19 protein-coding genes are annotated in these 23408 nt (G+C 65.6%); 8 read left to right on the top strand and 11 right to left on the bottom strand.

Annotation, left to right across the window (positions count from 1 at the left end):
• Positions 1–118 precede the first annotated feature (118 nt).
• Together CEY05_RS25435 and CEY05_RS25430 are read right to left on the bottom strand one after the other, a co-directional pair.
• Positions 119–1000: a hypothetical protein gene (locus tag CEY05_RS25435; RefSeq protein ID WP_088600075.1), complete on the bottom strand. Its 882-nt coding sequence runs from the start codon at positions 998–1000 to the stop codon at positions 119–121.
• The gene (locus CEY05_RS25430; RefSeq protein ID WP_158219422.1) at positions 993–2066 is read right to left on the bottom strand and encodes a type IV toxin-antitoxin system AbiEi family antitoxin; all 1074 of its coding nucleotides are present in this window, start codon (positions 2064–2066) and stop codon (positions 993–995) included. Before CEY05_RS25430 ends, CEY05_RS25435 begins: the two co-directional genes overlap by 8 nt.
• A 389-nt stretch (positions 2067–2455) precedes the next feature.
• Between CEY05_RS25430 and CEY05_RS25425 the strand changes: the two genes are divergently transcribed.
• From CEY05_RS25425 to CEY05_RS25410, 4 genes are all read left to right on the top strand, one after another.
• Positions 2456–3403: an N-carbamoyl-D-amino-acid hydrolase gene (locus CEY05_RS25425; RefSeq protein ID WP_088600073.1), complete on the top strand. Its 948-nt coding sequence runs from the start codon at positions 2456–2458 to the stop codon at positions 3401–3403.
• Between the two features lie 115 nt (positions 3404–3518).
• Positions 3519–4478: a LysR family transcriptional regulator gene (locus CEY05_RS25420; protein WP_088600072.1), complete on the top strand. Its 960-nt coding sequence runs from the start codon at positions 3519–3521 to the stop codon at positions 4476–4478.
• Positions 4479–4815: 337 nt separating this feature from the next.
• Positions 4816–6288, top strand: a complete 1473-nt coding sequence (gene hydA / locus CEY05_RS25415) for a dihydropyrimidinase (RefSeq protein ID WP_088600071.1) — start codon at positions 4816–4818, stop codon at positions 6286–6288.
• 94 nt (positions 6289–6382) lie between these two features.
• Positions 6383–7072 carry an aspartate/glutamate racemase family protein gene (locus tag CEY05_RS25410; protein WP_088600070.1) on the top strand — a complete coding sequence of 230 codons (690 nt, stop codon included), beginning with the start codon at positions 6383–6385 and terminating at the stop codon, positions 7070–7072.
• Positions 7073–7090: 18 nt separating this feature from the next.
• On the opposite strand, the gene CEY05_RS25405 is transcribed toward CEY05_RS25410, so the two are convergent.
• The 7 genes from CEY05_RS25405 to CEY05_RS25375 are packed head-to-tail and all read right to left on the bottom strand — an operon-like array spanning position 7091 to position 13296.
• A complete protein-coding gene (locus tag CEY05_RS25405; RefSeq protein WP_088600069.1) occupies positions 7091–8491 on the bottom strand; it encodes an amidase in 1401 nt (466 codons plus the stop codon).
• The gene (locus CEY05_RS25400; RefSeq protein ID WP_088600068.1) at positions 8472–9362 is read right to left on the bottom strand and encodes a polysaccharide deacetylase family protein; all 891 of its coding nucleotides are present in this window, start codon (positions 9360–9362) and stop codon (positions 8472–8474) included. Before CEY05_RS25400 ends, CEY05_RS25405 begins: the two co-directional genes overlap by 20 nt.
• Positions 9363–9366: 4 nt before the next feature.
• Positions 9367–10272, bottom strand: coding sequence for a polysaccharide deacetylase family protein (locus CEY05_RS25395; RefSeq protein ID WP_088600067.1), 906 nt, complete (start codon positions 10270–10272; stop codon positions 9367–9369).
• Positions 10273–10323: 51 nt separating this feature from the next.
• Positions 10324–10995 (bottom strand): amino acid ABC transporter permease, encoded by a 672-nt coding sequence (locus tag CEY05_RS25390; protein WP_088600066.1) that lies wholly within the window; start codon positions 10993–10995, stop codon positions 10324–10326.
• Positions 10996–10997: 2 nt separating this feature from the next.
• Positions 10998–11672, bottom strand: a complete 675-nt coding sequence (locus CEY05_RS25385) for an amino acid ABC transporter permease (RefSeq protein ID WP_088600065.1) — start codon at positions 11670–11672, stop codon at positions 10998–11000.
• A 2-nt stretch (positions 11673–11674) separates the two neighbouring features.
• The gene (locus CEY05_RS25380; RefSeq protein ID WP_088600064.1) at positions 11675–12418 is read right to left on the bottom strand and encodes an amino acid ABC transporter ATP-binding protein; all 744 of its coding nucleotides are present in this window, start codon (positions 12416–12418) and stop codon (positions 11675–11677) included.
• Between the two features lie 32 nt (positions 12419–12450).
• Positions 12451–13296, bottom strand: coding sequence for a transporter substrate-binding domain-containing protein (locus CEY05_RS25375; RefSeq protein WP_088600063.1), 846 nt, complete (start codon positions 13294–13296; stop codon positions 12451–12453).
• Between the two features lie 368 nt (positions 13297–13664).
• Here CEY05_RS25375 and CEY05_RS25370 point away from each other — a divergent pair, with 368 nt between their 5' ends.
• Positions 13665–14633 carry a LysR substrate-binding domain-containing protein gene (locus CEY05_RS25370; protein ID WP_088600062.1) on the top strand — a complete coding sequence of 323 codons (969 nt, stop codon included), beginning with the start codon at positions 13665–13667 and terminating at the stop codon, positions 14631–14633.
• A gap of 62 nt (positions 14634–14695) precedes the next feature.
• On the opposite strand, the gene CEY05_RS25365 is transcribed toward CEY05_RS25370, so the two are convergent.
• Positions 14696–15319, bottom strand: a complete 624-nt coding sequence (locus CEY05_RS25365; protein WP_088600061.1) for an ATP-dependent Clp protease proteolytic subunit — start codon at positions 15317–15319, stop codon at positions 14696–14698.
• Between the two features lie 70 nt (positions 15320–15389).
• On the opposite strand from CEY05_RS25365, the gene CEY05_RS25360 reads away from it, so the two are divergent.
• From CEY05_RS25360 to CEY05_RS25350, 3 genes are all read left to right on the top strand, one after another.
• A complete protein-coding gene (locus CEY05_RS25360; protein ID WP_233161704.1) occupies positions 15390–16298 on the top strand; it encodes an RNA polymerase sigma factor in 909 nt (302 codons plus the stop codon).
• Positions 16299–16449: 151 nt separating this feature from the next.
• On the top strand, positions 16450–17907 hold the full coding sequence (locus tag CEY05_RS25355) for a DHA2 family efflux MFS transporter permease subunit (RefSeq protein ID WP_088600059.1): 1458 nt from the start codon (positions 16450–16452) through the stop codon (positions 17905–17907).
• Positions 17908–17924: 17 nt separating this feature from the next.
• The gene (locus CEY05_RS25350; RefSeq protein WP_088600058.1) at positions 17925–22439 is read left to right on the top strand and encodes an AAA family ATPase; all 4515 of its coding nucleotides are present in this window, start codon (positions 17925–17927) and stop codon (positions 22437–22439) included.
• Here CEY05_RS25350 and CEY05_RS25345 read toward each other — a convergent pair.
• Positions 22420–23289 carry a LysR substrate-binding domain-containing protein gene (locus tag CEY05_RS25345; RefSeq protein ID WP_088600057.1) on the bottom strand — a complete coding sequence of 290 codons (870 nt, stop codon included), beginning with the start codon at positions 23287–23289 and terminating at the stop codon, positions 22420–22422. The genes CEY05_RS25350 and CEY05_RS25345 overlap by 20 nt on opposite strands.
• Positions 23290–23408 lie beyond the last annotated feature (119 nt).

The raw sequence follows: 23408 nt of genomic DNA, 5'->3' as shown, positions 1-23408 counted from the left end.
GCCAAAAACGCCTGTTCTCATCCACAGGCTATATACGGCCCGCCGACGCTAAGGCCAACGACTACACGCAACTTGGCATCCAATCCGAAGGGGCAGCGTTACTTTGAAGTTCCCCCCTTCAACGCCCAACCCGCGCACGGACCAACTGCACAAATTCGGTGACCAGTCCGCTGACTTGGCGCAGTTCCAGCGCGCGCGCTTCTTCGTCAGCGGTTTCGTAGAACTGGACGTAGCGCCCAGGTCCGTCCTTGAGATAGCCGTCCGTGTATCGGTCGGAGCAGAACTTCTCTTCCAGCGTCGCAAGCGCCAACTGGAGCGGCTCGGCAAACTGTCCGGCGTTGAGCCTTGCGGCGTATTGCTCTGCGATGGATGTTGGCGCACCGTCGTAGTTCCGCAAAACGTGCACCACATCCGCGACGTCCTTGGGCTCGTGCCGGTGCTTCATTGCCAGCGCCTTCAGCGTCAAGAATGCCGCGGCGTCGGCGTGTCGGATGGTCTCCGTCGAGATGCCCGCGCCATCAGGCCTTTGGAAGCGGATGGTGTGGGTAACAAACCAGTCCTTGGTCATCCCCGCGTAGGGAATCCTGCACGCAGAAATTTCCTCGCCATCCAACGATACGAGTCCCTTTTCTTTCGGGTTGCCGGTGTCTACAAGGAACTCGACGACAACCGGTACGGCATTGGTCACCAGTTGCCATTGCCAACTGCTCACCTTTCCGTCCTTTTCGAGACGCTGGAAGCCCGCCTTCTTCAGTTGGTTTCGCAGTGAGCTGTAGTCTTCGCCGGCCATCAACACTTGAACGTCGAGCACGATGTCCACATCGGTCGTGCCGACGTGAGCGGGTTCAGTCGGCGCCAAATAGCGAGGCACAAGCCCACCAATCAAACGCAGGCTCTCCTTGAAGCTTCCGAAGGCTTCAAGGAGCAAGCCGAGCGTGACCTCGCAGGCGAGAGTCACCTTGTCGTGATAGAGCGCCGCCCTGTCGTACTTTTCAGCCATTGGCCATTTCACCCAACTTCAGCGCCCGGCTCCTGAACTCGGCTGCGAGTTCTTTATTCCTACCAACGCCATCCAATAGGTCGAGATACATCACGAACCGACTTGCAAAGTGAGCGTTCCACCTTTCTGGATGTGCGTCGCCGAACATCAGAGATGCGCCAGCCCGCTCGATGAAGGTGACGTTCCAGCCCTTCTCCGCCGGTTCGAGCTTCAAGTCGGCAGCCCACTGCTCGCTGACGCCCGTCGGCACGATGATAGTCACGCGGTCGACGGCTGTCAGATGCGGAGTGACCGTATTGGCCGCTGCGGCGCCAGTCATCAGCCATCCGTCGAACTCAGCGAGCCGTTCAAGCAGGTGATCGACAATTCCACCGGGGCCGCTGGCGTAGGCATACCAGCGAGTGCGCCTTTCCTGGGGCAGCCTTGTCTTCCAGACCTGGGCCCAGGCATCGAGCAGCTGTTCCGGACGGATGAGCCTGCGTCTCAGCGAAGGACCGGAGCCCGTGACGTCAACCCAGGCTTCCCGTTCGAACTCCTGCATGGTTGTCGACACCGTGAACGGCGATGTGCCTGCCATGGCCGCGAGGTCCGCACCCGACACCCACGCCTCCTCACCCTCGCGTCGCCAGTGTTCCAGCAGCGCATGAACCACCTGCTCCCGAGCGCCAGTGAACAGGCTTCGGATCCTGCGCTTCTCGACCGGCTCTTTCCTCTCCCGCTGGATGTCGATGTGCCTCAGACCATACCTGAAGTAGAGCGTCCCCGAGGACTCCTCGTAGAAGTTGATGTGCGCATCACGCAGCAACTCCTGGGCACCGCTGCTCAGAAAGCTGGCGACCAAAATTGGCACTTCGTCGGCTCCAGCCAAATACTTGGCACGCGCAACGAATTTTTCCAGCAGCATGCGGGCATCGCGCGGGTAAACGCTGTGCTTGACCTCTATGCCGAGCGCGGCGGCCTTCTTGTCGGGGCCAAGGGTCGCATGCACCAGGAAATCAAGTCCTAGTCTCCTTCCCTCCGCATCAAACGGCTTTTCCTCTTTGCAGTCGACAACCCGCAGCCCCATGACTTGGTCAAGGGCGTCGAGAAAGAGCCGAACGAGGACACTCGATACATTTGGCATAATGACTATATTAGCTGCACAGCAAATCTTTTCAAATAGCTAAGTTAGCGATTAGCAGGAAATTTGCTGGACATAGTCCTTGGCGCTCCGCTGCCATCGAACATCGTTCGCTGCCTATAACCAGTTGTTATCCCCCGCCCCGGTCGGCACGCCACTTTTCCTTTTCTGATCAATGGCTTGAAAGATGTACAACCGTGCAAGAGAAGTCCTCCGGCTAGTGGATTCCCCCTAGCTGCCATGCCGATCCGCTTGGCTCACACTGGCGCCCTGTCCTTCCCGGGCGCGCCAAGCCAGCGCGCTCAATTCCTTATCCTTGAAAATTCCGGATCACCATGAGCCGCATCCTTCGCGCCGCCGCCGCCCAGCTGGGCCCCATCCAGCGGGCCGACTCCCGTCCCGCCACGCTCAAGCGCCTGATCGACCTGCTTGAAGAAGCCGCGGGCAAAGGCGCCCAGCTCGTCGTCTTCCCCGAACTGGCCCTGACCACCTTCTTCCCCCGGTGGTTGCTTGAGCCGGCCGAACTGGAGGGCTACTACGAGTCCGCCATGCCCAATCCCAACGTGGCGCCGCTGTTCGACCGCGCGCGCGAACTGGGCGTGGGCTTCTACCTGGGCTATGCGGAAAAGACCCCCGAAGGCCTGCACTACAACAGCGCCATCACGGTCGGCCCCGACGGCAAGATCATCGCCAAGTACCGCAAGGTGCACCTGCCGGGTTCGGTCGAGCCGCGCCCCGGCGCCAAGATCCATCAGCTGGAAAAGCGCTACTTCCTTTACGGCGATCTGGGCTTCCAGGCTTTCTACGGCCCCGAAGCCTGGGGCGCGCCGGTGACCGGCATGCTCATATGCAATGACCGCCGCTGGCCCGAAGGCTGGCGCAGCTATGGCCTGCAAGGGACCGAACTGATGTTGATCGGCTACAACTCGGCGGCCTACGATCCCAATGGCGGCAGCAGCGAGGACCAGGCCCTGCGCACGTTCCATTCGATGCTGGCAACCCAGGGCAATGCCTATATGAATTCGACCTGGGCCATCAGCACCGCCAAGGCCGGCGTGGAAGACGGCTTCGGCCTGATCGGTTCGAGCTGCATCGTCGACCCCAACGGCGTGGTAGTGGCGCAGGCGCAAACCCTGGAAGACGAAGTGATCGTGGCCGACCTCGACCTCGACGCCTGCAAGCAGGGCAAGGAAAAGATGTTCAACTTCGCCAACCATCGCCGCCCGCAGCACTACCAACGCCTGGTCGACCAGGTGGGGGCGGAACTGCCGCCCAAGCCCTGACGCTGCAACGGCGCGCGGCCAGAACGGCGCGTCGGTCCGAAAGTCGGAGATAATCGATGTGCCGGTCGCGTACCGGCACATTTTTTTATCCGGCCCAGCAAGCTTCAGGACACCGATGCCCGATCGTTCCCAGCCCCTGCCCGGCGCGTCCTTGAACCTGCGCCAGATCGAAGTCTTCCACGCCATCATGGCCACCGGCTCGATCAGCGAGGCCGGGCGCCTGCTGCACGTTTCCCAGCCCGCCGTCAGCCGGGCCCTGTCCACCATCGAACAACGGGTGGGCTTCGCCCTGTTCGAGCGGATCAAGGGCAGGCTGCACCCGACGCGGGAAGCATCGCAGATCTTCCTGGCGGCCGAATCCATCCACGCGGAAGTCGCACAACTCAACGAGATGATCGGCACCCTGGCCGCGCAGGGTAGCGGCGTGCTGCGCATCGCCTCAACGCCCAGCTTCGCCGAATGGCTGGTACCCGAGGCAGTCGGCCTGTTCATCAAGCGCTACCCTGAAGCGTCGATCAAGTACCGCCCCCAGAGCATGGACGCGCTGCTACCGCAGCTGCTGCTGGGGCAGGTGGACGTGGCCGTCTCCACGGTCGACCCGGACCACCCCACCCTGCAGACCCGGTCGCTGCCGCTGGGCCAGATCGTCTGCGTGCTGCCGCGCCGGCATCGCCTGGCCGACGAACCCGTCATCCGGCCCGACATGCTGGTCAACGAGACACTCATCGGCTACGGCTCGCACACGCCGCTGGGAACGCGGGTGCAGTCCTTCTGGAACACCGTCAATCTGGCGCCGAAGATCGAGGTGCGTTCACCGCAGACGGCCTGCGCCTTCGTGCGCTCGGGGGTAGGCGTCGCCCTGATCGATACCTACGGCGTCACGGCCAGCCTGGCCGCCGATACGTGCATCAAGCCTATCGAGCCGGGGGTCGCGCTGAACGTACACGTCTCGTACAGCCGCACGCAGCCTATCGGATCGCTGGGCAAGGCCTTCGTGCGCATCTTCGAGGGCATACTCAAGTCACGCTACGAACCCTGGATAAGCCAGCTGACCCAGGCCACGCGGCAGCCTTGATTTCGCAGCATTGAGTTCACAGCCCTGACCTCACAATCCTGACGCCACGGCCCCGGCGTGCCCGCACGCCATGCCTGCAACCTGGTGGCGCAGCCATGCCACACAGCCATGCCTATTTGTGGCGCGGCCATGCACCAGCGTTATGGCCTGCGCCGCAGCGCCCCGCCCGTCGCCCCGATTCCTGTTTGAAAACAGGCGCTTGCCACGGTCCCGCGGATATGGCCCCGAGCCGGGATTGGTAGTTTCCCATAGTGATTCCCCTGGCGCTGGCGCGCATCATGGACGGCGAACCCTTCCGTGCCCGGGAAGCAGCAACGCCCACGCCATCGACATCGCCATGCAGAACTTCGATCTCACCATCCACAACGGCCGCATCGTCACCGACGTCGACGAGTTCGATGGCGACATCGGCATACGCGACGGCAAGATCGCGGCAATCGCGCCCACGCTGCCCCAAGGCACCCGCCATATCGACGCCAGCGGGCGTCTGGTGATGCCCGGCGGCATCGACAGCCATTGCCATATCGAGCAGCTTTCCAGCATGGGCGTGATGTGCGCGGACGACTGGTACAGCGCCAGCGTCTCGGCTGCCTTCGGCGGCAACACCACCATCGTGCCCTTCGCCGCCCAGCACCGCGGCGACTCGCTCAAGGACATCGCCGAGCGCTACGCCGCCTCGGCCGCCGCCAAGTCGGTGATCGACTACAGCTACCACCTGATTATCACCGACCCTACGCCGCAGACGCTGGAGCATGAGCTGCCGGCGCTGATTCGCGCCGGCATCACGTCGTTCAAGGTCTTCATGACGTACGACAAGATGAAGCTCGATGACAAGCAGCTGCTCGACGTGTTCGCCGTGGCCGCGCGCGAAGGCGCCTTGCCCATGGTGCACGCGGAAAACAATGATGTCATTGCCTGGATCGCGCGCCATCTGCTGGCCGCCGGCTACACCGCGCCCAAGTACCACGCGGTGGCGCATGACCCCAATGCCGAGGACGAAGCCACGCAGCGCGCCATCCGCCTGGCCGCGGTGCTGGAAGTGCCCGTGCTGATCGTCCACGTGTCCACCCAGGGCGGTGCCCAGGCCGTCCATGCGGCACGTGCGGTCGGCGCGCCGGTGTTCGGCGAGACCTGCCCTCACTATCTGCTGCTGACCGCCGACAACCTGGACCTGCCCTCCACCGAGGGGGCCAAGTTCTGCTGCAGCCCGCCGCCGCGCGATCCGGCCTCGCAGGAGGCGCTGTGGCAGAGCCTGCAAAGCGGCGGCCTGACGCTGCTGTCGTCCGATCATGCGCCCTACCGCTACGATGAGACCGGCAAGATTCCTCATGGGGAGCAGACTACCTTCAAGCAGATGGCCAATGGCATGCCGGGACTGGAAACGCGCATGCCGCTGCTGTTCTCCGAAGGGGTGGGCAAGGGGCGCCTGACGCTGCAGCAGTTCGTCGCGCTTACGTCGGCCAATCATGCGCGCATGTATGGGATGTACCCGCGCAAGGGGGCGTTGGCAGAAGGCTCGGACGCTGACATCGCCATCTGGGATCCGGAAAAGACCGTGCGCATCACCTGGGAAGAGCTGCACGATGCGGTCGGCTATACGCCCTACGAGGGGCACGAGGTCAAGGGTTGGCCCACCACCGTCATCAGCCGCGGTGAAGTGATTGTGGATGGCGGCAAGCTCGACGCCGGCCGCGGCCGTGGCGCCTTCATCGCGCGCGGGCAGCCCGGCCCTTTGGCCGAACCACGCGAGCCCAGCCCGCGCGCAGCGTTCCTGCGCAAGATTTTTCCGGATACGCAGGGTGGTGTTTAAGGACTTCTTTTAAAAAAGTGCGGCAAGAAAAGGGAGTGTCCGACATGCATTGCCGAACCGTATTACCGATACGCCTACCGCCAAGGAATTCGCCATGAGCGCCAGCACGTCCGACGACCATCCCCGCATCGTCGTCATCAACCCCAATTCCCTGACCGCCATGACCGGCGCCGTCGCCGACGCCGTCTCGGTATTCGCGCGCCTGCCCGTGCGCATCGACTGCCTGACCGCGCACGACGGCCCGCCCGGCATCGAGAGCCAGCTGGATTCAGACTTGGCCGTCGGCCCGCTGTTCAAGCTCGCCAAGGAACACGCCGCCGACGCCGCCGCCATCATCATCGCCTGCTTCAGCGACCCCGGGCTATGGGCCCTGCGCGAGCACTTCCCCTTCCCCGTCCTGGGCATAGGCGAAGCCGGCATGCTGACTGCCATGGCCACGCGGACACGTATCGGCGTCATCGCCGCCACGCGCCAGTCGCTGCCGCGCCACTACCGTTATTTTTCCCTGATGGGATTGGAGAAGCGCGTAGTGGGCGAACGCGCGCTCGACCTGCACCTGACCGATCTGGAGGACGAGGAAAGTACCTTCAAGCGCCTGGCCGAAGTGGCCTGCACCCTGCGCGACGAAGATGGCGCGGAAGTACTTGTAATGGGCTGCGCTGGCTTCGGCCGCCAGCGCGCGCGCCTGGAGCAGGCTTGCGGCCTGCCGGTGATCGAACCGTCGCAAGCGGCTGTCGGCATGGCCGTCGCCCAGATCTTCGCCGGCGCCCACGCTTCGAAGTAAGCGGGGCCTCGACCTAACTCAGGCCTCGGCGTAAAGATGCGACAGCGCGCGGGCGATACCTAGCACCTGCGCGTCCTCCCCCTGCCCGGCGGCGATCTGGATGCCGACCGGCAACGCCATATCCGGCCACTGCGCCGGGATCGTCACGGCGCACTGGTCGTAGACGTTGACCGGCCGGGCCTGCAGCGACACACGGGCATTGAAGCGCATGACGGCCTCCACGCTATCCAACGATGCAAGGGGCGGCGCCAGGCAAGGCGTGGCGGGCGCGATCCACCCATGCAGTCCCCGCAGCGCCACGCGCGCCCGTTCGGCGAGTTCAACCCGCAGGCCCAGCAACTCATCGGCACGCGCCTGCGTCATCGACATCGCCGGCGCCATTCGTGCCTGCGCGACCGGGTCGAGCAGGCCGTAATACCGCTTGAGCAAACCCTTGCCCAGATATTCGCGCAGTTGGTAAGGCACCAGCTCCGCATAGATGGCGCCGATCCGGTCCAGGCCGGGCAGATCGATGGGAATCAGCGTCACGCCCGCGCGCAGCAGGCAGGACAGCACGCGGCGCCACGCATGGTCGACCGGCCGGTCGAGGTCGGAATTCATGGTGTCGCACACCCCCAGCCGCAGTTGCGACAACGTCACCGGGGCCGGCGCACAGCCCGTCATCGCGCGCACCGCCAGTTCGGCCAGGCCGACGTCCTGCGCCAGCACGCCGACGCTGTCCAGCGCCGGACTCAGCGGATAGACGCCTTCGCACGACACCAGCGACGCACTGGACTTGTAGCCAACCACGCCGCACAAGGCGGCCGGTATACGCACCGAACCGCCGGTGTCGGTGCCCAGCGCCAAAGGCACCAGCCGGCCGCCCACCGCGCAGGCAGAGCCACCGCTGGAGCCGCCCGTTGCGCTGGCATCCGCATAGGGCAGCGGGTTGCGGGGCATCGGATGGCCGAGGTTGTAGTTGCCCAGCGCGAACTCGGTGGTCCGCGTCATGCCGATCAGCAAAGCCCCCGCGGCCTGCAGGGCGGCCAGCGCCGGCCCGGGACCGCGCGCATCCACCGGCACGGGCAGGCGCGTGCCGGGCCCCGTCGGCATGGGCGGCGCGCAGAACAGGGACTTGGCGGCGAAGGGTATGCCTTCGAGCAGCCCGGGCCGGCCTTGCGCCATGGATTTCCGCCAGAAGGTCGACGCGTCGGGTGGGTCGTCCCAGGCGCCCGAAGGCGTTGCCGCATTGGCGGCCAGCGCGGTCTGCAAATCCAGGTGATCGAATGCACCCAGGTGCGCGTCACCCTCGGCCGCGCAGGCCACGGCGTCGCGCACCCGGCGTTCGCGCTCCGGTGCGCTCAGCCGCCAGGCGAATGCGGCTGGGCCCGGCGCGCGGCACTTGAAGGGAAAGACCGGATCAGGCGGCCAACTGGACATCGGCGGGCAGCGCCTTGTAGTACGCCGCGATGTCGCGCGGCAACGTCACCCACACGTCCGGATGGTTGACGATGCGCCGCAGCGCTTCCCGCAGGCGGCGCGCACGGAAAGGCTGGCCCATGATGAACGAGTGCAGCGAGATCGCGCATACCAGCGGCGTGTCCTGCGCCCGGTCCAGCATTTCCTCGAAGTTGTCGACGATCATCTCGGCATATTCCGCCGCCGTATTGCGCCGGTACACGACCGCGGGCTGGTCGTTGAGCTCGATGGGATACGGCACCGACAGGATACGGCGCTCGCCGGCCCTGACCCAGAACGGCTGCTCGTCGCAGATACCCCAGTCCAGCGTGTAGTCATAGCCCGCATCGGCCAGCAGATCGGTGGTGTTCAGGCTGGGGGTGAGATACGGACTCAACCAGCCGGCCGGCTTGACGCCGTCGGCCTGCGTCATATAGTCCGTGACCTCCTGCACCATGGCGCGTTCCTGGTCGATCGGCATCTCGATCTGGCGCTCGGCGTTGGAGCGGCCATGCGCGATCAGTTCATCGCCGCGTGCGCGGTGCGCGGCGATCAGGCCGGGGCAGTGCTCGTAGTTGGCCGAGTTGGCGATCACGCCCACGGGCATGCGCAACTCGTCGAACAGTTCGATCAGGCGCCAGCCGCCGATGCGGTTGCCGTAGTCGCGCCACAGCCAGCTGCGCTGGCTCCATGGCAGCGTCTGGCGGTCCAGGTCGACCCCGCACTGCACGCCATAGGGAAAGTGTTCGATATTGACAGCGATATAGACCGCCAGCTTCTTGCCTTGTGGCCAGGTGAACTTGGGGCGGGTGGGAAGATCGGAATGGGGAAAACGTCCGTGGGAATCCAGCATGGTGTCAGTCTCCGGAAATGCTGCCAGGCACCACACCGGCCGGCAGTGCGGCGCAATATTTGGCGATCTCGCCAGGCGTGGTCAGCCAGAACTTGTCGCGCGACTTGAAGATGTGGTCGAGCACGCGGCGGAAGGCGCGCAGCCGATAAGGCTGGCCGATGATGAAGGGATGCAGGGCGATGCTGAATACCAGCGGATGCTTGGACGATTCGGCGAGCATTTCGTCGAACTGGTCGATCAGCATGTCGCAGAACTCGCGCGCGCCATGGCGGCGAAACACCATTGCCGGCGAGTCGTTCAGCTCGATCGGATAGGGCACGGACAGGATGGGGCCGGAACGCGTCTGCATCCAGAACGGCTGGTCGTCGGCCGGCCACTCCATGACGTAGTCATAGCCGGCTTCCTTCAGCAGATCCAGCGTGCACGCCGATTCGGCCAGGTAGGGGCCCAGCCAGCCCTTGGGCTGCGTACCGGACAGGCGGGTGACGACCTCGGTGCACTGGCGGATGAGATGTTCCTCGTCTTCTTCCCACAAACCGTCCTGGCGTTCGGCGTTGGAGCGGCCATGGCCGATCAGTTCATCCTTGCGTGCAACCAGGCGTTCCAGAATCTGCGGGCAATGTTCGAGCACCGCGGAGTTGACGTTGTGCGCGCCCGGAATGCCGTACTCGTCGAGCAGGTCAAGGTAGCGCCAAAGTCCGACACGGTTGCCGTAGTCGCGCCAGGCAAAATTACGCTGGTTCTGCTTGGTCAGGCCATCGGCGCTGTCCGAGCCCATGCCCGCGCGAAAGGCGAAGTACTCGATGTTGTTGCACAGGAAAACCGCCAGGCGCTTGCCTTCGGGCCAGCTATAGTCGGGACGGTCGACGATGGGGCTGAAGTCGTAGCGGTCGTGATGGGGTAGTTTCATTTCATGCTCTCCGGATGTAGTTCTTTGGATATGCCTTGCATCGCCTTGCTTCTACCGGACCTCCCGTTCAGACATGCTGCTGACCCAGCGCACGGCCGGCCACAGCAACACCAGGTAGATCAATGCGCACAGGATCAGCGGCGCCGGGCTGTACAACAACGATTGCGCATTGCGCGCCATGCCCAGCAGGTCCTGCAGGCCTACCACGCTGGCAATCGCTGTCATCTTGATCACCAGCAGGCTGTTGCTGCACAGCTCCGGGTTGGTGCTGCGAAAGGCCTGCGGCAACACGATGCAGCGCAGCGTCTGCGTCGCGCTCATGCCGGTCGAACGCGAGGCCTCGACCTGCCCGCCCGGCACCGCTTCGATGCCGGCTCGCAGGATTTCGCCGTAGTAGCAAGCCGTGCTCAACGTGAAGCTCAAGGCGATGATGCCCCAGTTGCTCCAATCCATGCCCCAGAAGTGGATCAGGAAGGAGATGAAAATCAGCAGCACCAGCGGCGGCAGCGCGCGGAACAGGTCGATGTAGATCGTCAGCGCGATGCGCAGGGCGCGCGACTTGCGCTGCGTCACGCCCAGCGCAATGAGCAGGCCGACCGACAGTCCCAGCACGATGGTGAACACCGACAGCTGGAAGGTCATCCACAGGCCCTTGAGCATCAGCGGCAGGACCTGGCCGAAGATGTCCAGGTTGAAGAAGGTATCCAGTAATCCGTCTTGCATGGCTATTTCCTCCAGTTCCAGGTCCGCTCCAGGTAGCGGCTACCCATCACCACCGGCAGGAAGATGGCGAGGTACAGCACCACGGCCACGGACAGCGTCGACGGATTGCCGGAGTTCGACGACGCCGACTCGGACACGCCCAGGATTTCGGTAAGGCCGATGACGGAGCCCAGCGCCGTCTCCTTGGTGATGGCCGCGATCTTTCCCGTGATCGGGCCTATCATCATCCGCACGGCCTGCGGCAGTACCACGTGCAGCATGGTCTTGAGCCATGACATGCCGGTCGAGCGCGCGGCTTCGACCTGCCCCTTGGGCACCGCCAGGATGCCTACCCAGACACATTCCTCGATGAACGCCGCCAGGATGAGCGTCAGCGTGATCCAGGTCGAGGCAAAGGGCGACAGCGTCAGTCCCAGATAGGGTGCGCAGAAGAACACCACGATCAGGTAGACCATGGGTGGAATGGTGCGCCAGACGTCCACATAAATGACGATCAGCACGGCGAGCAGCCGGTTGCCGGCCGCGCGCGCCACCGCCAGCACGGCGCCCAGGACCAGGCCGCCGATCACGATGAGGACGGACAGCGCGATGGTGACGACCAGGCTTTCCAGGATGTCGGGCAGGTAGCGGTGGATGACTTCCCAATTCAGGAAGACATCGACGATGCTGGAATCCATGCTCAGCGCCCCTTGGTATAGCGGCCCACGAATTCACGGGTGCGGGCTTGCGTCGGGGTTTCGAAAATCTGCCGGGGCGGCCCGTCTTCGACCACGACGCCGCCCTCCATGAAGATCACCCGGTCCGCCGCATCGTGGGCGAAGCCCATCTCATGCGTCACCACCAGCATGGTGATGCCCAGGTTCTTGAGACTCTTCATCACTTCCAGCACGCTGCCCACCAGCTCGGGATCGAGCGCGCTGGTGGGCTCGTCGAGCAGCAACACCTTGGGGTCGAGGGCGATGGCGCGCGCGATGCCCACGCGCTGCTGCTGGCCGCCGGACAGCTCGCCCGGCCTGGCCATCAGCTTGTCGGCCAGGCCGACCTTGGTCAACGCATCGACAGCCTTGTCGTTGGCATCCTTGCGCGACATCTTCTTGACGTGACGCAAGGCCAGTGACACGTTCTCGATCACGCGCAGATGGGGATAGAGGTTGAACGACTGGAACACCATGCCGATTTTCTGGCGCAGGCGATTCAAGTCGACATCCTCGCGTGTGATTTCTTCCCCATCGATCAGGACCTGCCCCCCCTGCACGCTTTCGAGCCGGTTGCAGCAACGCAGCAGGCTGCTCTTGCCCGACCCGGACGGGCCGATGATGCAAACCAGTTCGCCGGCGCTGACCGACAGGTCGACGCCCTTGAGAATCTGGTTGGCGCCATAGCTCTTTTGCAGATTGACGATTTCAAGCACAGGGTAGGCCATGCCGCTTCCTCTCGACCGTGGTTGCGTGCGGATTACTTGCTGCAGGCCAGCGTGACCGGCGTCGCGTCATAGCCGGGCAGGCCGGGGATGCCGGTGCCATCGACGGCCTTGGCCGGCAGGTCGTCGGCAGCGGGCTTGTAGCCCATCCACTTCTCGACCAGGGCAGAGACGACGCCCTTCTGCTTGAGGCACTTCAGCGCGTTCGAAAACTTGGCGCGGGTGGCACCGTCATCCTTGCGAAAGGCCATCGCCACCACGTTGCCGGAATCGATGCTGAACGACGCTGGCGTCAGCAAGGGGTTCTGCTTGGACGCCCAGCGGATCACCGGCATGGTGGCCATATTGGCGTAGGCGCGGCCGGAGATTACGGCCTGCACGGCGTCGGCATTGGTGCCGAACGACTGGAACGTGTAGCCGTACTCCTGCTGGTGCGCCTGCAGCCAGCGTTCCATCGGATTGCCCTTGTTCACGGTGATGATCTTGCCGCGCAGGTCGGCCGAAGTCTTGATGTCGGGCGTGCCCTTTTTCTGCACGAAGGCGTAGATCGACTTCAGATAGCCTTCGGTGAAGATGAAGCTCTGGGCCAGCTCGGGCGTGACCGTCATCGGCGCGGCGATGTAGTCATATTTCTTGGACATCAGGCCCGGCACGATGGCGTTCCATTCCACGCCGTCGATGGATATCTTCTCGCCCAGCTCCTTGCTCATGGCGTTGGTCAGGTCGATGTTGAAGCCGATCAGGTTGCCCGACAGGTCGCGCATCGCGTGGGGCGAATACGTGGCGTCGACGGCGGTGTGAAATTCCGCATGAGCGGCGCCGCTCAGCGCGCAGGCGGACAACAGGAAGGAACCGAGTACGGCGGAAAACCCTTTACGCATTTTGCTACTCCTATCAGTTGCGGGAAAAGACTGGCGCACCGGCCGTCGCGAATGACGTCCAGGTCCGGGAAGAAAAATTGACAGGGGTAGCTCCCCACGAAACGGGAGACGAATCGATCGGCCGATGGCCGGGTGCGCGGCGCCGCCGAGACGACACACCGCCACCTGCCGCATAGGCAGGCGCACTCGCAGCATGAGGCATGCTGTATTCCCCTTGACGATGAGGGTTTTCCCTCTAATTTTCGCCAATGCCGTCGATTTCAAAGAAAAATCGGGCATCAGTCATGGCGGCCAGTGTGACGAATCGTCCCCGCAGTGCACAAACGATTTATCCTGAGGGCTGACTCAGTTTTACTCATACCTATCAAGTGAAACGTCGCCTTCCCCCTTTGCTTGCAGTGCGTGCCTTCGAAGCGGCCGGCCGCCATGGAAACTTCACCGCCGCGGCCAATGAGCTGAGCGTGACCCAGGGCGCGGTCAGCCGGCAGGTCAAGATCCTGGAGGAATTCCTGGGGGTCGATCTGTTCCAGCGCGAAGCGCGCGGCGTGATTCTCACCGCGGCCGGCCGCCGCTACCTGACCATGGCCACCTCGGTGCTGGACCAGATCGCCAATACCCGTGTCGATCATCTTGCCGAACCCGGCAAGCCGCTGTCGATCAGCGTGCTGTCCTCCTGCGCCAGCCTGTGGCTGCTGCAAAGGCTGGCCGACTTCAACCGGCTGCACCCGGAAATCCGGCTGCACGTATCGACGTCGCAGGAGCCGGTCGACTTCAGGCGCGACGGCGTGGACATCGCGCTGCGCCTGGGCCGCCTGCCGGGTCGCGTACCGGCACCGCAGGATGCCCCCTTCTCCACCGACATGGTGCAGGACTGGACCGGTATCGAGGCCCTGCACGTGTGGGATGAATACATCGCGCCCGTGTGCAGCCGGCGGCTGGTCATGGGTGGTCTTCGCATCGACGACATCGACGACCTGGGCAAGCTGACGCTCATACACAATGCCAGCCGGCCCGACCTGTGGCACACCTGGCTGCAGGCCAATGGTGCGTCCATGCCCGCGGACGCCAAATCGATCTGGGTCGGCCAGCGCTTCATGGCGGTGCTGGCCACGCGCGAAGGCCAAGGCGTGGCCTGCGTGGCGGCCGCCGACATAGACCTGCTCGAGTGGCGCCACGAACTGTTCTTTCCTTTCGACCTGCGCGTGCCCACGGGCGACGCGTACTACCTGCTCTATCGTTCGGACACCGGCCGCCGGCCGGAGATCCGCGCCTTCTCAAACTGGCTGCTGACGCTGCGCCACATCGTCAGTGAACAGGGCATCGTTGCGACCGGCTAGGTGCGGCCAGGTCGCTGGCCGCGGCGCCCTACATGCGCGCTGGCCTTGGCCGGATTCCGGTCCTAACCCCGGCCCAGCCCTTCATCCAACTCCCCGCGCCGCTCGATGATGCGCGTGACCAGGCCGTAGGCGACGGCCTCGTCCGCCGGCATCCAGTGGTCGCGTTCGATGTCCGCCAGCACGCGTTCCAGGGGTTGGCCGCTTTCGCGCGCAATGACGCGGGCGATGCGTTCACGCGCCTTGACGATCTCGCGCGCCTGGATGGCAATGTCGCTGGCGACGCCGCCGGCGCCACCGCTAGGCTGGTGGATCAGGAAGCGGGTCTGCGGCAGGCAGAAGCGGCGCTCGCGTGCTGCGCCCAGGTACAGATGCGTGGCGGCACTGCCGACCCAGCCCGTGCCTATCATGTTGACCGGCGCGGTAATGAAGCGGACGACATCGTGTATCGCATCGCCCGATTCCAGATGGCCGCCAGGGGACGACACGATCATGTTGATGGGCGCGCTGGACTCCGCGTCCAGGGTGAGCAGGCGGCGCACCGTTTCGGACGCCGACGCATCCGTGACGGGGCCGAACACCAGCACCGTCCTGGTGCGGAAGGTTTTCTCCTCCAGGAAGGTGTTGTTCTGTCCAGGGGCAGCCTGGGCGGGATGGTCCGGATCGGTGGCATGGGTCGGTGCATACATCGGGGAGAACTCCTGTTCGTGTTAAGTTCACCCGCTATACGAACCAGCCACATGAAACGTGACAGCCGCCATGTCCTCCCATCCATTGAGCCACGATGACGCGCTGCGCAGGCGCCTGATTGCCCTGGCCCGGCGCTGGCTGGCCCAGGGCGCCGAGGCGGAAGATCTGGTGCAGGACACCTATCTGCGCACGGCGGCCACTGCGCTGCCTGCCAGCGATTCGGGCCGGGAGGCGTGGCTGGTGACCGTATTGCACCATCTCTGCATCGATTTCCTGCGGCGGCAGGGGCGTTATCACGCGATTCTTTCCAATGGCGCCGCCGAGGCTGCTGGAGCAATCGGATTTGCCGGGGCCCCCGAAGCTGGCGGGGCTATCGCAAACAACGGCCTTGGGGGCGCTGTCGCCACGGCGCAGGACGAAGACGATCCGCAACGCCTGGCCGCGCAGGCGCAGCGGGTGGAAGCCGCGCTCGCTCATCTCAGCCACACCCTGGCCCCGGCCGACGCGGCGGCCGTGCTGCTGTATGAAATCTTCGAGTTCAGCCATGCCGAACTGGGCGCCTTGGCCGGACGCAGCGAGGATGCGTCCCGCCAGCATCTGCACCGCCTGCTGCGGCGGCTGCGTTCGTCGCCGGCGCAGGGCCGCCGGCCGAAGACGGACGGGCGGGATGGTCGGGACGGGCAGGACAGGCGGGATGCGATGAATGAAAAGGACGGGCAGCCAGTCAGGGATGACACGGATGAGGACGCCGGCTATCTCTTTACCTTGTGCCGCCACGCGCTGGCCCAGCGCGACCCCGGCGGCCTCGTGGCCCTGCTGCGCGCCAGCAATCCCCACATCATGGCAGTCCTTGCGAACACCATCCCTGGCGACCAGGACGCGCGGATCGACGACCGTAACGCCCCACGGATGAATCTCCGGAACCTGCTCGAACTGCCCGCCTTCAGCGCGGCATCACTGCCATGCGTGGTTTCCTGAATCCCGCGCTGAACACCCAACGCCGCACACCGCAATAGGTGGATATCCGCGCAGCTTGCTTTAAGCTCACCGGCACTAGAATGACCGGCTGGTCCCGCCCCCGCGGATCCATGACTAGCCTCCAACGCCTGCAACGGCGTTTCTCGTCCCCGTGTCCACCACCGATTCCGGCACCACGCCCGCCCAGGTTTCCGGCGCTGATACGCAGCGCAGGGAACGCATCGACCCCCAAGTCTGGAAGATCGCCGGCGTGGTCATGCTGGCGCCGCTGATGGCGCAGCTGGACTCGACCGTGGTCAACGTGTCGCTGTCCACACTGGCGGAAAAACTCGATACCACGCTGACGACGATCCAGTGGGTGTCCAGCGGCTACCTGCTCGCCCTGGCCCTGACCTTGCCGCTGACCGGCTGGCTGGTGGACCGGGTGGGCGCGCGCAGGGTGTACCTGGCGACGTTCTCCATCTTCACGCTGACCTCCCTGCTTTGCGGCATGGCCACCACGGCGCCCAGCCTGATCCTGTTCCGCATCTTGCAAGGCATGGCCGGCGGCGTGCTGACCCCGCTGTCCCAGATGATGATGGCACGCACGGCCGGCCGCAATATGGCGCGCGTCATGGGAATAGCCGTGATGCCGGTGATGATAGGGCCCATCCTGGGCCCGACCCTGGCCGGGCTGATCCTGCAGCATGCGGGCTGGCAGTGGATCTTCCTGGTCAACCTGCCGGTCGGCATCCTGGCCACCCTGCTGGCCTGGCGCGTCCTGCCGCCGGACCGCGACCTGCGGGTGCGCCGCAACTTCGACTCCCTGGGCTTCATCCTGCTGGCGCCGGCCCTGGCCATGCTGCTGCACAGCCTGGAGACGCTGGCCAGCGCCACCACCACCGACCCGCAAGGCGTCCGGCTGGAACTGGGCGCGGCCATCGTGCTGCTGGCGGCCTTTCTGTGGCATGCGACGCGGCGCGCCGGCGCGGCCCTGATCGACATCCGCCTGTTCCGCACGCGCACATTCTCCGCCTCGGCCGCGACGCAGTTCCTCACCAACTGCATGACCTACGGCGGGCAACTGCTGTTTCCCCTTTACCTGATCACGGCGCGGGGCTATTCGCCGTCGCGCGCGGGCATCCTGTTGGCGCTGATGGGCCTGGGCCTGATCTGCGCCTTCCCGCTGATGGGCAAGCTCACGGACCGCTTCGGCTCGCGCCGCGTCGCCACGGGCGGCGCGCTGATCGGGCTGGCCGGCACCTTGCCTTTCGTGCTGGTGGACCGCTACGAGATGCCGGATCTGGTGATCTGCGCCCTGCTGTGGCTGCGTGGCACGGGACTGGGATCGATCAACATCCCGTCGATGTCGTCGGCTTACGCGGACATGCCGCGGGAACGGCTGCCGGTGGCGACCACCGCGCTGAACATCGTGCAGCGTCTGGGCGGCCCTATCGCCACCACCGTCCTGGCGATCTGGCTGCATGCCAGCCTGGGCGCGTCCATGAATGGCGCAGCGGCGAGCCACACGGCCGCCGCCTTCTCCAGCACCTTCATCCTGTTCTGTGGGGTACATGCCCTGGGCGTGGTGGCGGCGGCGATGATTCCTGGACGTAGACGCCGGCCGTAGCGCGGTATGCTCCGCGCATGACGTTCGACGCCCTGCCCCAGCCTCCCAGCCAAGATACGGCCCAGCCATCGGCCGCCGCACCGGCACTGTATGGCCGCGAGGCACAGTTGCGGCAGCTGGTCGATGCGCTGGTCCGTGTGCGGACGCATGGCAGCGCCGAACTGGTCCTGATCTATGGCCCGGCCGGCTCGGGCAAGTCCGCGCTGGCCGAGGCACTGGCACATGCGGGCGCCGCGGCCGGGCGGACGGCTGGTAGTACGGCCGGGGCTGCCGCCGCGATTGCGGCCGAAGGTGCCTCCGGCGTTGCGGCTGGGGTTGCGGCTCGATATGTGGCCGGCAAGTGCGACCTGCAGCATCACGACATTCCCTACGCATCGCTGGCCCAGGCCCTGCACGCCCTCACGCGCCAGGCCCTCAACAGCCCGCCCGCCGAACGCGAGGAATTGCGCCTGGCGTGGCTTGCCGCGCTGGCGGGACAGGCCCGCGCGGTGGCCGAGATCCTGCCGGAGATGCACCACGTGCTGGGCGCCACGGCGCCGCTGCCGACGGTGCCGGCGCCCCAGGCTCAGCGCCGCGCGCTGGACGCCATCCTGGCCACGCTTAGCGTTTTCGCCAGCCGGGCCGTGCCGCTGGTGTTGCTGCTCGACGATATCCAGTGGGCAGACAGTTCCACCCTGGCTTTCCTGCAAGCCTACATCGCACGCCCGCCGCGCCATCTCCTGATCGTGGCGACCTGCCGCGACGCCGGCAGCCTGGCCCCGGCGACCGACCTGAACTGGCTGGACCACGCGCACCGCACGCATACGCTGCCCATCACCCGCATCGCGCTGGCGCCCCTGGACGAGAACGCCCTGTCCGGCATGATCGCCGCGCAACTGCATACGGCGCCGGCCAACATCGCGGGCCTGGGCGCAGCCATGCACCGCATCACCGATGGCAATCCCTTCCATGCACAGCAGTTGCTGCGCGCCCTGCTGGACGACGGCGTGCTGCGCAGGCAAGGTGAAAGCGCAGTCGAACGGGGCACAGGCGAAAGGGGCGCAGGCGCAAAGGAGGCAGGCGAAGTCAAAGCCGCAGGCGCCATCTGGACCTGGGATATCCAGCGCCTGGCCGACTGCTACGCCGGCGGCGTGACCGGCTTGATGGCGCGCCGCATCGGGCAGTTGCCCGCCTCCGCCGCGGGATTGCTGGGTCACCTGGCCTGCCTCGGCGCGCGGGCGCGTACCACCCTGCTGGCCGATATCGCCACCTGCCACGAGACCGATATCGACGCAGACCTGGCCGCCCTGGTGAATGCCAAGCTGCTGGTCCATACCCGCAAAGGCTACGCCTTCACGCACGACCGCTTCCTGGAGGCCGCTTACGGCACGGTGCCCGAGCAGGACCGGCCGGCACGGCACGCCCATATCGCCCACGCCATGATCCTGCACTACGGCGACCGCCTGGCCGAACATGCTTTCGACATCAGCAACCAGATCGAGCGCGCGGCCGGCCATCCGCTGACGGAGACCAGGCAGGTGGCATTCGTTCAGGCCCTGGTGGTGGCCGGCCGCCGCGCCAAGGACGCCGCCGCGCTGGCCCAGGCGGTGCGCCACGTCGATGCGGCCCACGCGCTGATGCGTCCAGACTGGTGGCGCAGGCACAAGCAGCTGGCCTATGAAGCCAGCCTGCTGCGCTGCGAATGCCTGATCGCCCAGGCCGAACTGCCGCTCGCCGAGCGCGAGATCGACGGCCTGCTGGCGCGCATCCTGCCGGTACTGGATCGCGCTGCCGTCTACCGCCTGAAGGCTGAACTGCAGACCGTGCAATCCGATTACGAGGGCGCCATCGCCACCGCGTTGTCCGGCCTGGACATGCTGGGCGTGCGCCTGGACCGCAATGCCGGCGCCACCGCATGGCGCCAGGCCCGCGACGCCGTCACCCGTGCGCGCGCCGGCCGCGATATCGCCAGCCTGGCCCAGCTGCCGCTTACCGACGATCGCCGCGTGCACGCCGCGATGGGGCTGCTTTCCACGCTGATCTCATCACTGTTCGTGAAGGACAACCTGTGCTTCCTGCACGTCGCCAAGATGGTGGAGCTGACGCTGACGCATGGCATCACGCCCCACGCGCCTTACGGCATGGCCTGGTTCGGCGTTTTCATCGCGGATATCTACGAGGAATATGAAGACGGCCTGGCCTACGGCATGGTCGCCAAGGACTTGGTGGACCGCCACCGCTATGACGCCGAGCGCATGGCCACGCTGGTCGCGGCCGGCCGCGTAAGCACCTGGACGCGGCCGCTGTGGTTCTCGCTCGACCAGGTGCGCGGCGCCGTGCAGCAAGGCTGGGCGTCGGGCGCGCCCGGCATGGCCTGCTATGCCACTTACCATCTGGTGTGCGACCTCTTGTCCATGGGCGAGGCGTTGCGCCTGGTGGACGAGGAAATCGAACGTGGCCTGGCGCTGACGCGCCTGGTGCGATATCGCGACATCGAACTCATCCTGCTGGCGCAACGGCGCTTCGTGCGCGCCATGCAGGGGCGACTGGAAGACGACGCCACCACGCCGGCGCTGGCTGAACGCCTGGCACAGAGCCGATCCCAGCCCACCCGCTTCCGCGTCGCGCTGTACGAGGGCATGATCCACGCCTATCTGGGCGCATGGGAACCCGCCAAGGCCGCGTTGTCGATCGCGCACGACCTGGCCTGGGCGGCGCCCGCTCACATCAACGTGGCCGAGTGCAAGTTTTTTCTCGCGCTGGCGCTGGCGCGTACACGGGCCACGGATGGCGACTGCGCGGCCCGCATGACGGCGGTTGCCGCGCTGCGCGACCGCGTCGAACGCTGGGCCGCGTTGAATCCGCTGACGTTCCGCGGCAAGCTGCTGCTGATCGAAGCTGAACTGGCGCGGCTGCGTGACGAACCCCTGGCGGCGTTGGCGCTTCACGAACAGGCCATCCAGGCCGCCCAGCTGGCGAGCTTCCCCCAAGAGGAGGCGATGGCGCACGAACTGGCGGCGCAGCTGTGCGACAGCCACGGCCTGCGCACAGCGGCCGGTGAACACCTGCGCGCGGCAGAGGCCGGCTACCGCCGCCTGGATGGCGAACACAAGGCCGATCAGGTCGGCCGCGCCTACCGCGAATGCCTGACCTTGCACAACCCACGCCGCGCGGTGTCCGGCAGGGAGCAGGAAGCAGGCTGGGCCAGCGGCCTGAAAGCGGCCCAGGCCTTGTCCGGTGAAGTGGTGATGGAGCGCCTGCTCGAATCGCTGATGACCAATATCGTCACCTATGCCGGCGCGCAATACGGCCTGCTGGTGTTGATGGGCCCCACCGGTCCCATGGTCGAAGCCTCGGCCCGCGTGCTGCATCACACCGTGTCCGTGCATCTGGGCAGCAGCGTCCCGACAGAAAACGCGCTGCCCATGACGGTCCTGCACAGCGTGCTGCGCACGCGCCAGACCCTGGCGCTGGCCGATGCGACCCAGCAGGCGCCATCCTTGCAGGGCCTGACGGATCCGCCGCGCCTGCTGCGCTCGGTGCTTTGCCTGCCCTTGCAGCGGGGCGGGGAGTTGATCGGGGTTTTCTACCTGGAAAACAATGCGGCGCCCGGCGTGTTCGACGAGACCCACATCGAAGCGCTGGAAGTGCTGGCGCCCCAGCTGGCCATCACCCTGCAGACGGCCCAGCTGTATGAACGCCTGATCAGCGAGAACGACAGGCGGGCCCGCGCCGAGCTGGACTTGCGCAATGCGCGCGCCGATCTTGCCCGCACCTCGCACCTGACGGTGATGGGCAGCCTGGCCGCGTCCATCGCGCACGAAGTCAACCAGCCGCTGACGGCGATCGCGTCCTCGATGGACGCCGGCGTGCGCTGGCTCAAGCGCGCCACGCCCAATATCGAAGAGGCGCTGGATGCCATGGCGCACGCGCGCCAGAACGCCATGCGGGCGGCGGAGATCATCCGCGCGCTGCGTTCTCTGGCCAAGGAGGCGCCGGCCGTGCTGGAGCCGCTGTTGCCGGATGCGGTACTTGAAGAAGTCCTGCAGATGGTGCGCATGGACATCGATGCCAGAGGGGTGCGTTTGCACAGCCACCTGCACGCCGGCCCGGCCACCATCGATGCCGACCGGGTGCAGCTGCAACAGGTCGTGCTGAACCTGATCATCAATGCGCTGGATGCGATGGCCGATACGCCGCTGGCGGAACGGGAACTGGAGGTGTCGTCGGCCTTGCGCGATGGCCGCATCGAGATCAGCGTCAAGGACAGGGGCCCGGGTATCGCCGCCGAGACCCTGCCGCGCATCTTCGATGCGTTCTACACCACCAAGACGCACGGGATGGGAATGGGATTGGCCATCTGCCACTCCATCGTCGAAGCGCATGGCGGCACGCTGGAAGTGCGCGCCCGCAGCGGCGGCGGCATGGCGTTCTGGTTCCAGTTGCCTGCCAGCCTGCCGGCAGCGCCACCGGCCGGTCTGCCGGAGAATCGGCTGGCCTCCCGACCTGCCGAATCCGCGCCCCGACCGCCCATCACCCCTTCAACTGCTTGAGCAGGTTCAGCACTGGCGGCGACCGCTCATACTTGCGGAACACCGCCGCCACTTCCGAGGTAATGGCCGGCTCCGCGAGGTTGCGATAGACGATATTCGGCAGCGTGATGACCGTGCGCAGCGTGTCAGGCACGATAGCGACACCCGCGCCCAGCGAGACGTGCGTAAGGACGGCCAGCAGTCCACCGGGAACCGCGCCGATGGCGGGTTCGAATTCGCCACGATGCGCCACTTCCTGCAAGCCGCGCCGCTGCTCCGGAACGATGAAGGTTTCCTGGGCCAGCGCCCCGGGCTGTATGGGCAGGCGGCCCTGCGCCAGCGCGTGCCGCGCCGGCATGGCGACGCAGAACTTGTCGCGGCTGAGCACCTGGCTGGTCAGGGCCGACGGCAGGATGACGGGCATACGCACGAAGGCGATATCCAGCTTGCCCTCTTCCAGCATCGCCGGCAATCCGTCCATCGGCAGTTCAGACGCCTTGATGACGACGTTGGGCCAGTCCACGCGGTACTGCCCGACGCGCTGCTGCAGCAGGCCGGAGAACGCGGCCGAACCGACGTAGCCGATCTCGACACGGCCAATCTCGCCGCGGCTGGCCTGGCGGCCAACGCTGATTGCGCGCTCCATGCGTTCGACGACGGCGCGGCTCTCGACCAGGAAGGCCTCGCCTGCCGCGGTCAAGGACACGGCGCGCTTGGTGCTGCGATTCAGCAGCCGTAGCTGCAACTCTTTTTCCAGCTTGCGGATCTGCACGGTCAAGGTGGGCGTCGAGATGCCCAGCGACTCCGCCGCCCGCGTGAAGTGCAGTTGTTCAGCGACGGCGATGAAGTAGCGCAGATAGCGGAGTTCCATGGTTTGCTGCCCGAGAGGAAGCGCGCCCGGTGGCGCGCCGTCCGGCGTTGATGTATCGAAGTCGGCGTAAATAATTATCTGAAAACTAATAATTATCCCGTTTCGTTATATTGAACCAA

It is taken from the genome of Achromobacter sp. HZ34 (genome assembly GCF_002209485.1).
Taxonomy (GTDB): Bacteria; Pseudomonadota; Gammaproteobacteria; order Burkholderiales; family Burkholderiaceae_B; genus Bordetella_C.
Note: the sequence above shows the minus strand (reverse complement) of the source record. Positions and strands in the feature narration are given on the sequence as shown.

Coding starts and splice junctions, on each gene's coding strand:
- CEY05_RS25435 (WP_088600075.1), bottom strand. CDS start 1,000: ATGGCTGAAAAGTACGACAGGGCGGCGCTCTATCACGACAAGGTGACT.
- CEY05_RS25430 (WP_158219422.1), bottom strand. CDS start 2,066: ATGGGGCTGCGGGTTGTCGACTGCAAAGAGGAAAAGCCGTTTGATGCG.
- CEY05_RS25425 (WP_088600073.1), top strand. CDS start 2,456: ATGAGCCGCATCCTTCGCGCCGCCGCCGCCCAGCTGGGCCCCATCCAG.
- CEY05_RS25420 (WP_088600072.1), top strand. CDS start 3,519: ATGCCCGATCGTTCCCAGCCCCTGCCCGGCGCGTCCTTGAACCTGCGC.
- hydA (WP_088600071.1), top strand. CDS start 4,816: ATGCAGAACTTCGATCTCACCATCCACAACGGCCGCATCGTCACCGAC.
- CEY05_RS25410 (WP_088600070.1), top strand. CDS start 6,383: ATGAGCGCCAGCACGTCCGACGACCATCCCCGCATCGTCGTCATCAAC.
- CEY05_RS25405 (WP_088600069.1), bottom strand. CDS start 8,491: ATGTCCAGTTGGCCGCCTGATCCGGTCTTTCCCTTCAAGTGCCGCGCG.
- CEY05_RS25400 (WP_088600068.1), bottom strand. CDS start 9,362: ATGCTGGATTCCCACGGACGTTTTCCCCATTCCGATCTTCCCACCCGC.
- CEY05_RS25395 (WP_088600067.1), bottom strand. CDS start 10,272: ATGAAACTACCCCATCACGACCGCTACGACTTCAGCCCCATCGTCGAC.
- CEY05_RS25390 (WP_088600066.1), bottom strand. CDS start 10,995: ATGCAAGACGGATTACTGGATACCTTCTTCAACCTGGACATCTTCGGC.
- CEY05_RS25385 (WP_088600065.1), bottom strand. CDS start 11,672: ATGGATTCCAGCATCGTCGATGTCTTCCTGAATTGGGAAGTCATCCAC.
- CEY05_RS25380 (WP_088600064.1), bottom strand. CDS start 12,418: ATGGCCTACCCTGTGCTTGAAATCGTCAATCTGCAAAAGAGCTATGGC.
- CEY05_RS25375 (WP_088600063.1), bottom strand. CDS start 13,296: ATGCGTAAAGGGTTTTCCGCCGTACTCGGTTCCTTCCTGTTGTCCGCC.
- CEY05_RS25365 (WP_088600061.1), bottom strand. CDS start 15,319: ATGTATGCACCGACCCATGCCACCGATCCGGACCATCCCGCCCAGGCT.
- CEY05_RS25360 (WP_233161704.1), top strand. CDS start 15,390: ATGTCCTCCCATCCATTGAGCCACGATGACGCGCTGCGCAGGCGCCTG.
- CEY05_RS25350 (WP_088600058.1), top strand. CDS start 17,925: ATGACGTTCGACGCCCTGCCCCAGCCTCCCAGCCAAGATACGGCCCAG.
- CEY05_RS25345 (WP_088600057.1), bottom strand. CDS start 23,289: ATGGAACTCCGCTATCTGCGCTACTTCATCGCCGTCGCTGAACAACTG.